Raw genomic sequence first — 9293 nt, 5'->3', positions numbered from 1 at the left:
TTAAAACGATAACGCAGGAGCAGGTTCAGTGGGTGGAAGAGATGCTTAACAGTCGGCCTAGAAAAAGGCTAGGGTTTATCGCTCCCACTGTAATATACAATCAGTTAACCCAAGTTGCATTTGTGAGTTGAATCTTGCTTTCTTTAACCGGCCAGCAAATATTTTTCGATTAGTTACATTGCTTGTATCAAAAGCATATTCTGTCATTTTATAGCATGTTGGAGTATGAATCCAACCATAATACGTTTTTCCATCATCCATAATTTTTACTCCAACATATTTAGAGCGAAAACCTATCGGACCAAGATCATAACCTCCTGAAACATAATAATTATGCCATTCTAATGATTCATCTATTAAAGAATCTTTGTCCAATAACCACGCTGAATTATTTTGAATCTTACCAAAGCTAATCATAATTCGAGAAGGATTATTTGACTTAATACTAACTCTTTCGTTAGTATATGGATGTGGTCCATTATACCCAATCCAGGTTTCAACGGAAATCGTTATTGAATCATTTGTGAAAAGACTAATAATGTTTGTATCCGCACAATCAACATATTTTAAAGAGGTGCTGTCGCTTGCAAATTCCTTGCTACTATCAGACTTATTATCCTTGCTACAGCTGGCGAAAGCTAGAGTAACAGATATTTGAATTATTGCTAGTTCTTTCATACGTTACAATTTATCATTAAATCTATAGTCAGTTGCATCAATTCCAAATGCAGGTAACGGTTAAGCAGTAAGAAAAAGGGGCTTTGTATTTCCAGCGTACAACCCCTCGCCCTCAATTAATTATACCAAAGGTATTAAAAAAGGAAGCAAGTTAGCAGCAACATGGAGAGGATAATTTTGAACGGGAAGTGGGATAAGTAAGAATGCGAATCCCGTGCTATGGGTTTTGGGGGATTTCTGACTCTATTGGCATCCACCATTAGAAACTGTTTTGCTATCAAGAAATCTCCATTTTCATCGCCAACCCCAACCGCCCGAAGGAAGTTTAATGGAGCCGATGGTTTTTAGCCTTTTTTATTAATGTCTATGAATAAGATTGATTTCCGATAGTTCTTGCCCTATCTGGTGTATTCCCATTAAAATCTTCTCTGTTTGAGCTTCAGAAGGCTTCTTGCGACCCTGAACATACTGAGAAAGCAATGTGGGATTCATGCCAATCTTATCCGCGAGAAACTTAGAGTTGAGTACTCTGTAGTGTTGAAAAAACTGCTTAAAATCAATCTCAAACCTAAGATTTTCTTGTGCTATATTCACTTTCTCATCTTCAAAGCAAAGATTTGCAGCTTCAAGAGCGTTTTCCATCAGTTCGGGAATTGTTCTACCGGTAGTAAAAATGGGGTAATCCTCGGAGAATGCTGAAAAACCAGTATCAGTCTTTTCCACTATCATTGTTATCTTTTTCATGGCGATCAACTTTTAAATATCCTCCAATTTCAAACCTGCGTCCTTAACAATTTTCTGCTGAAGACCCTTACCAACTTCTTGACTTCCATGATTCGGAAATATGATGATCCCTGCTTTCTTATCATGCTTCATTTTAACATGAGAGCCTTTCTGAGATAGAGGATACCAGCCATCCTTTATCAGAATTCGGTATAGTTCAGAACATTTCATGCATTATTAGTAAGTCAGATTACAAAGGTAAATAATTATTTACCTTTATGCAAAATAGTTTCTGTATTTTAAATGGCAAACACTAAACTCGATCTTGGTATCTTGGCTTTTATGATTTCGTTTTAACTCTCAAAAAAAACAGAGATTTTCACATAGTAAAGAACCACCAAAAGAAATACCGCAACCCCTAGGAGGTGCGGTATTTAAAATGGCAAATCAACGTGAACAATCACATTACTTTTTAGGCGCTCGCTTAAACTGCTCCGAAAGCAGCTCGCCATGAGTGGCAAAGTTCTCGGCTGGCAACTCCTGAAACATTATCACCATGGCCTCCTTCGGAACCCCGGTAATGCGATGAATTTCGTTGGTTATCACCTTCGACATCTCTGCCTTCTTCTCTGTGGATTGCGGCAGAATGGAAATTTGAATAACGGGCATAACTTTTCCTCCTTGTTTTGTAACGAGTTAGTAAAATGTATTACGATTTACGATTGCGAGCGTTTAGTCTTGTTTGGTTAAAAATTCTTAATGCGGAACATCGGTACACCGTGACTCCTATCTTGCAACCAAAATACCATCTGGTGTAAGGCAAACGAGCCAACAAACCTTTTAAATTGCATTCCTGAGCAATATTCTATTTCAAAACACAAAAATTGTCGATATTTAGCATTACAAGATAGCACCGCAAACACCAAATGGTTATGTTTTTAGAGAATTTTTTTGAGCGCTCGGTAAATCTTTATCCCACAGCCAATGCCATTGAGCAGGGCAAAGTAAAGTATACCTATTTGGAGGCAGACGAGCTGGCCAATCGGCTATCGCACTACCTGCAAGCGAAGGGAGTTGGGCCAGAGGAGAAGGTGGTGATACTGCTGCCACGGTGCGCTCAGGTTCCCATAGTGATGCTGGCGGTGCTAAAGGCGGGAGGCGCCTACATTCCGCTCGATCCCGAAATTCCAGCCGAACGTGTCAACTTTATAATGGAGGATGCCAACGCTAAGCTGATTATCACCTCCGATGAAATTCTTGAGCACATTGGTTCGCAGCTGAACGCCCACAACATCTTCAATATCGACTACCAGCTTGCTGAGCTGAGCAACTTCCCCAGCACAAAGCCTACCGAAACAAACCGTTCGAATAACGACCTCTGCTATATCATTTACACCTCGGGAACTACCGGAAAGCCAAAGGGGGTGCTGCTGGAACACCGGAATGTGGCCAACTACATTCGTGGTGCACAGGCCATTTACCCCATAAACGAAACCGACCGAGCGCTACAGGGTTTCTCCGTATCGTTCGATGCTTCGGTGGAGGAGATTTGGGTGCCATTTTCGGTTGGTGCAACGCTGGTTATTGGCACCTTCGAAATTATGCGCTCCGGTGACCAATTTGCCGCCATTCTCAATAGGCTAAACATCACCTTTCTCTCCTGCGCCCCTACCCTTCTCTCCATGGTTAAGGAGGACATTCCGGGCCTTAAGATTCTCATCTTTGGCGGTGAGGTTTGCTCCACCGAGATTGCGGCCCGCTGGTGTAGGCCAGAACGATTTGTGTTCAACACCTATGGTCCAACCGAGGCTGCGGTAATTGCAACCTACGCGCAGCTGAACGCAGTGGATGAGGTAACCATTGGACGGCCTCTCCAAGGCTACGATGTGCTGCTGGTGAACGATAGGCTCGAGCCGGTTAACAAGGGCGAAGAGGGTGAAATTCTCATTGGCGGCGAAAGCATTGCGCGCGGCTACCTCAACAGGGAGGATTTAACGGCCCAGAAGTTTATTGAGACCGATAGGTTCAAAGGAGTTGCGGAACGCTACTACCGCACCGGCGATTTGGCAAAGTATGCGCCCAACGGAGAAATCATTTTTCTGGGTAGAGCCGATGCACAGGTTAAGGTGCGCGGGTTTAGGGTGGAGTTGGCCGAAATTGAGACGCTGCTCACGAAGTGTGCAGGTGTTCAGGCTGCAGCAGTTGCGCTGGACACCGACACCCAGCAGCTGGCCGCCTACGTGGTGAAGCGCGACAACGAGGAGATAAACCGCGAAGCAACAGCTAGGCTTCTCCGCGAAATGCTCCCCTACTACATGATTCCCTCCACGCTCGACGTAATTGAGGCTCTTCCCATGACCTCGAGCCAAAAAATTGACCGGAAAAGGCTACCCGCACCCCAAACACCGCTAACCTTTTCTACTCAAAAAACGATAGTTCCTCCCACCTCCCCACACGCGGTGGAGATGGTGAACATAATTGCCAAAAATATCCAGCGCGACGACATCTCCATGGACGACCACTTCTTCAACGATTTGGGTGGCCACTCGCTGCTGGCAGCCATTGTAGTTTCGGAGATGCGGGTGCTGAAAATGTTCGAAAACATGTCGGTGGTGGACGTTTACAAGTTCCCCATCCTCACCGATCTGGCACAGGAGCTGGAAAATAAAAAGCCTGCAGACACCGAAACAGTGAGTAGTGAGCGCGACATCTACACGCCATCGAAGCTCAGCTACTACACCTGCACCTTCTTTCAGGGTGTATCGCTGCTATTCCTCATCCTGCTCTTCGGGATGGAGTGGCTTGGACCCTTCTTTGTTTACTCCTACTACTACCAAGCCGACAATGGAGTTATCGACTCGCTTATCTTCAGTCTCCTCGCCTATTTTGCCATTCTGCCCATTCTTTCGGCTTTTGCCATTGGGTTGAAATGGGCCGTGCTTGGAAAGATTAAGCCCGGGAAGTATAAGCTTTGGGGCAGCTACTATTTCCGGTTTTGGATTGTAGATAAGGTGATAAACATTTGTCCTGTAACCTATTTTACCGGCACCAACCTTATGAACGTATTCCTTCGATTGGTGGGTGCTAAGGTGGGTAAGAACGTCTACATAAATACCTCGGCCATTTCGGCCTTCGACCTGCTAACCGTTGGCGATAACGTGAGCATTTGCACCGACACGCACATGCGAGGCTACATTATTGCCGATGGTTACCTACAAATTGGAAGTATAGAGATTGGCGACAATGCCTTTGTTGGCACCAGATGCAGCTTGGCCCACAATACCAAAATGGGCAACAATAGCTCCATTGAAGATCTTACGCTCATTCCCGAAAATGGTGCCGTTCCGGCCAACGAGAACTGGGGCGGATCACCAGCCGTTAAAATTGGGGTTAACGCGCCACAGGAGAGCATTCCTCTATGGTCGAAAAAATTCTCGCTGCTTTCGTTTGCCAGCGTCTTTTTTATTCCACTTATAACCATGCTGGCCTACTTCCCTGGGATGATGCTCATTGCGCATCTCGATTACTCTTCCGAACGCTATGGCTTTCTCTGGATGACCGTGGTTGTCGGATTCTCGTTTGTGGTGCTGCTTACAGTTATCATTACCATTTTAAAGTGGTTGCTACTCGGCAATATTAAGGAGGGGAAATACCCAGTAAACAGCCTGTTTTACTACAAGAAATGGTTCTTCGACCAGCTCATGAAGTTGAGCATTCAGGTAATTGGAACGCTCTACACAACCCTATACCTTCAATTCTGGTTCAAGATGCTGGGGGTAAAGATGGGCAAGCGCGTGGAGATATCAACCGTTGAGTTTATATCGCCCGACCTGCTGGTAACCGGCGACGAATGTTTTCTGGCCGACTCCGTCTCCATTGGGGCATCGCACGTGCGAAACGGCTACATTGAGATTGCAAAGACCTACATCGGCGACCGAACTTTTGTGGGAAACAGCGCCGTTATTAGCCCCAACACACGGCTGGGAAGCGATGTGCTGGTGGGGGTGCTTTCAAAAATGAGCAACAACGATTTACCCGCAAAGGATGGCACCTCGTGGTTTGGTTCGCCGGCGGTGTATCTGCCAAAGCGCGACATCAACATGGACTTCTCGGCTAAGCGCACCTACAAGCCCACCCGAAAGCTATTTATCCTGCGCTACTCCATTGAGTTTTTCCGTGTTATACTTCCAGCCACGCTCTTCATTCTGTTTGCCGCACTCATTACCAACGCCGTTTCATACCTACAGGTAGAAAGTAATCTGGGCGAACTACTGCTCTACTTTCCCTTTCTATATTTATGTGCCGGCATTCTGGGAGTTTTTGTAATGGTGCTGCTGAAATGGGTTATTATTGGCAAGTATGTGCCCGCAAAAAAACCCCTCTGGAGCAACTACGTTTGGCGAAGCGAGCTGGTAACGGGGGTATATGAGAACTTTCTTGTGCTCTTCTTCATGAATATCCTCACCGGGACAGCCTTTATTAAATATCCACTGCGATTGTTGGGCTGCAAAATTGGAAAGGGTGTTTGCCTCTACACCACCCAAATTACGGAGTTCGACCTCATTAAGATAGACAACCACTCGGTGCTAAACGACAACTGCACGCTGCAAACCCACCTGTTCGAGGACCGGGTGATGAAGATGTCATACGTGGATATTGGCAAGCAGTGCAGCGTTGGAGGCATGGCGGTGGTGCTCTACGACTCCAAGATGGAGGATTGCTCCACACTGGAACCGCTTTCGGTGCTTATGAAGAGCGAAACGCTCCCGGCCAACAACAGCTTTGTGGGAGCTCCGGCGATTAAGAGAAGGAGTTAGAGCGAAAGAAGTTAGAAGAAGATAGAGGAAGTTAAATGAAGTTTTAGCGAAGCGAAGATCCGGCCATTGATGGATTAAAGGATTAAAAGAATTGAACAGAATGTAGAGACACACGATCGTGTGTCTCCTTTTTACCGGTAAAAGAGTTCCACAACCCCTAGGGCGAAGTATTTTTCGTCCCCAACCCCTACCCCGGAGGGGTTGTATGCTTGTAGCCATTGGCGCTAGCCCATGGAAAAAAACCCCCATAAAGCGGTGGCGGTGCACGCTGAAATGGTGGTAAAATCTATCACCTAGCATGCGCCACAAACGCAAAAAAGGAATGGGATGAAGTTTGAGGGAGGTTTATTTGTATTGCCCTAGTGCGTTAACACGGACGAGGGCGGTTAGTGCAAGCAGTATTTTTCGCTGGTAAAATCTGCATACCCGTACACGATTGGCTTCCAAATCGTCCAAACGCTTCATGAAAATGAGATAGGTGACTTGCTCAATGGCGATTAATGGGTTGGCAATGCCACCTCCCAAAAAGTTTTGCCAGAGCTTGTCAATCAATGATTTTAGAATAGAATTATTTTGAAGCACCTGGCTGTTTTAAAAATGAAATTTTAAGATTGCAATGCCAATTAATATGGCAACGCCAAAGCTCAACAATGTACCAATTAGAACATATTCGGTTTTGGAAGTGTCCGTTTCTTTATAGCGAAGTATTGATTTGCCAGCAATTATAAAGCCGACGGCTTCAAACTGACCATAAAGGATTAAAGTTAGAGTTATAACACGCTCGATAATGCCGATTAGTCTTCCTGCATTTAAGACGTCCTCATTTCCTTCTTTTTCTTTTTCAATTGATATAGCATAAGCCTTGAATACCTCTTTAATAAAAATGTTGGCAGGTTTTGTACATAAAACATAACCAGTAATAATTAATAACCAATGAGTATTTACTGGCAGTTTGAGATATGGTTCGATTGAAAAAAAGCAGTAAAAAAGTAAAGTAAAACCTAATATTACCAGTAGGTGCAACGATTGATCGATAAAAAAGGAAATTTTTCTAATTTTTTTGTGATTGTTTAGGTCTTTCTTATATCCATCAATTATCCAGTGAGAAATCGCAATTGGAACAGAAGCAACTATGAATAGCCATTGAAATGATAGCGCCCATGAAATTACAATTGTTATTAGGCTATGCCATTTCTGATATTTACTCTTAAATCCATTCCTAATTTTATTTTGAGCCCATTTATCACTCTGGAGTGTATAATCACTTAAGAGGTGAGCTAAGATTTGAAGTATTAATAAATCGATAATACTCATAAAGTTATAGTTTAGTTTCAACCACTTTTTCAAAAAACAATACGGCTTTATCAATAGCATTCCATCCAAGATTTGTGGAGTGCTTATTTACCGTTGATTGAGCTAGCGATAGAGTTTTGGCAATTTCTTCTTCGTTATTACCTAACAACTTTAAATACAAGACTGAACATTGCTTTGCCGTTGCCTTACTGATCAAAACATCTAAAAGAGCGAACAATGGTTCCATCGCTCTATCCACTTCCTCATTGACTGTTTTAATGAACAAGGTATTTTTGATCACTATTCTTTCTTTATTTGATGTTGCGTTGGTTTCACTTATCAATCTTCCTGAAAAATAGATTGCATCACCATCAATTATTCCTTTATTGAGATCTAGACGACTAATCTCACCAATACCTATAGCTAATCTTATTCCATGTGTCCTATAAACATCTATTCTTCGATTATTTTTTTCATTACTATCAGGCGAAACCGATTTAATACAACTTTTGATAGCTAATGTAATCCTTAGGGCATCTTTAGGCTTAGGTATGTAGCACTCGATGTAATCACCTTTAATAATCCTGCCATATACATCAAAGCTATCTTTTAAGTCTTTAAATAGTTGCTTAATTGCAGCTTCAATATTATTCTTATCAGCATCGCTCAAGCTGGTATAAGCAATTATATCTCCTGATATTGCAGCCTTATTCATATAAGTAGATTTTCTTCAAATATAATTCTTTTATCGATTATAACATGTATAAAACACTTTTATCGTTTTTTGAATCTATATACATAATCTATCGACTCATTAATAGATAAAGTATCTTTATCGACATTTAAAGATGTATCATTACTATTTGAATTCATTGGTAAATTATGACCATATAAACCAGCACCACCATTATTAATACGAATACTACTACGCCACTAACTTTCGAGCCAACTATAGGACTTGTTCAATCTCTTTGGGTGGAAAACACCTCTAATTCCTACAAAGTGGAAGCGGCATAGATGCCTTTTGGGGCTATATTTGAATGGGAATCGCGCATCGGCAGGGTTCTTTTTGGATGAATAGAATTAGGTATTCTTTTAGTTGCTGCAGCCTTGCGCTTTTACCTAACTTGTGATATGGGCCAGAGGCCCATGGAAGCGCTTTCATTTCTTGGCGATGCTGCTGGTATTACCAGTTTCTTCTAAAAAGCGAATTAACTCTTATTGGCAAAGGTTTGGAACGGAGGGACGATAGGACATGAAATAACCGGCCTTTTGACGGTTCCGCGCCGTTGCTGCATTTTGTGTCCGGGCTAGCGGGTCATTGTGGTATAAGTTGTTTTGATGGGTCAATAATCATCTGATTTTTTTCCTCCATTGGCTCAATTTTAATTTTGAATAATTCTGGTGAATTTTTCGTCATGTTATAAGTTAGTATTATTCTTATGCTGTCACAATTAAGGAAATACTCATATATAAAAGCTGTTTGGTCTGTACCTCCAATATTTTTCATCGTGAAATAGTCAACAAACTTTCCCTTTCTATTTTGCCAATCACAACTTTTATTAAAGTTAGTTATGAACTCCTTTGTTTGTTCAGGGTTGAAATACTTTTCAGGTAGCTTATTCTTGAGTGAATCATAATTAATAAACTACCTCGCAGCAGAGCTGACGAGGTATTAAAACAAAGACAGTTGCTGACTGTGTATCTTTATATATTCTTTTTCTCGACCTTGACCCTTTACATACGCTTGTATTGTAGATTCATCTCCATGCTTACCTACTG

The 9293-nt window shown here is 42.5% G+C and carries 7 protein-coding genes; 1 reads left to right on the top strand and 6 read right to left on the bottom strand.

The genetic code is table 11. The features are described from left to right. Positions 1 to 75: 75 nt before the first annotated feature. The 3 genes from VMW01_00465 to VMW01_00455 all read right to left on the bottom strand — a co-directional run bounded on the left by VMW01_00465 (position 76) and on the right by VMW01_00455 (position 2070). The gene (locus VMW01_00465) at positions 76 to 678 is read right to left on the bottom strand and encodes a hypothetical protein (GenBank protein HUW04708.1); all 603 of its coding nucleotides are present in this window, start codon (positions 676 to 678) and stop codon (positions 76 to 78) included. 357 nt (positions 679 to 1035) lie between these two features. Continuing rightward, positions 1036 to 1422 carry a hypothetical protein gene (locus tag VMW01_00460; protein ID HUW04707.1) on the bottom strand — a complete coding sequence of 129 codons (387 nt, stop codon included), beginning with the start codon at positions 1420 to 1422 and terminating at the stop codon, positions 1036 to 1038. Positions 1423 to 1866: 444 nt separating this feature from the next. Then, complete coding sequence (locus VMW01_00455; GenBank protein HUW04706.1) at positions 1867 to 2070, bottom strand: tautomerase family protein; 204 nt, start codon at positions 2068 to 2070, stop codon at positions 1867 to 1869. 263 nt (positions 2071 to 2333) lie between these two features. Here VMW01_00455 and VMW01_00450 point away from each other — a divergent pair, with 263 nt between their 5' ends. Continuing rightward, positions 2334 to 6218 carry a Pls/PosA family non-ribosomal peptide synthetase gene (locus VMW01_00450; GenBank protein HUW04705.1) on the top strand — a complete coding sequence of 1295 codons (3885 nt, stop codon included), beginning with the start codon at positions 2334 to 2336 and terminating at the stop codon, positions 6216 to 6218. Positions 6219 to 6563: 345 nt separating this feature from the next. Here VMW01_00450 and VMW01_00445 read toward each other — a convergent pair whose 3' ends face one another. Genes VMW01_00445 through VMW01_00435 form a run of 3 tightly spaced genes read right to left on the bottom strand, consistent with a single transcriptional unit; the run spans position 6564 to position 8226 of the window. After that, positions 6564 to 6800, bottom strand: coding sequence for a type I restriction-modification system subunit M N-terminal domain-containing protein (locus tag VMW01_00445; protein HUW04704.1), 237 nt, complete (start codon positions 6798 to 6800; stop codon positions 6564 to 6566). 9 nt (positions 6801 to 6809) lie between these two features. Beyond that, complete coding sequence (locus VMW01_00440) at positions 6810 to 7532, bottom strand: DUF3307 domain-containing protein (protein ID HUW04703.1); 723 nt, start codon at positions 7530 to 7532, stop codon at positions 6810 to 6812. A gap of 4 nt (positions 7533 to 7536) precedes the next feature. Then, positions 7537 to 8226, bottom strand: a complete 690-nt coding sequence (locus VMW01_00435) for a hypothetical protein (GenBank protein ID HUW04702.1) — start codon at positions 8224 to 8226, stop codon at positions 7537 to 7539. Between the last annotated feature and the right edge of the window lie 1067 nt (positions 8227 to 9293).

Origin of the sequence: Williamwhitmania sp. (genome assembly GCA_035529935.1) — a bacterium.
Lineage (GTDB): Bacteria > Bacteroidota > Bacteroidia > Bacteroidales > Williamwhitmaniaceae > Williamwhitmania.
The sequence above is the reverse complement of the archived record's forward strand: the minus strand, read 5'-3'. Positions and strand labels throughout refer to the sequence as shown.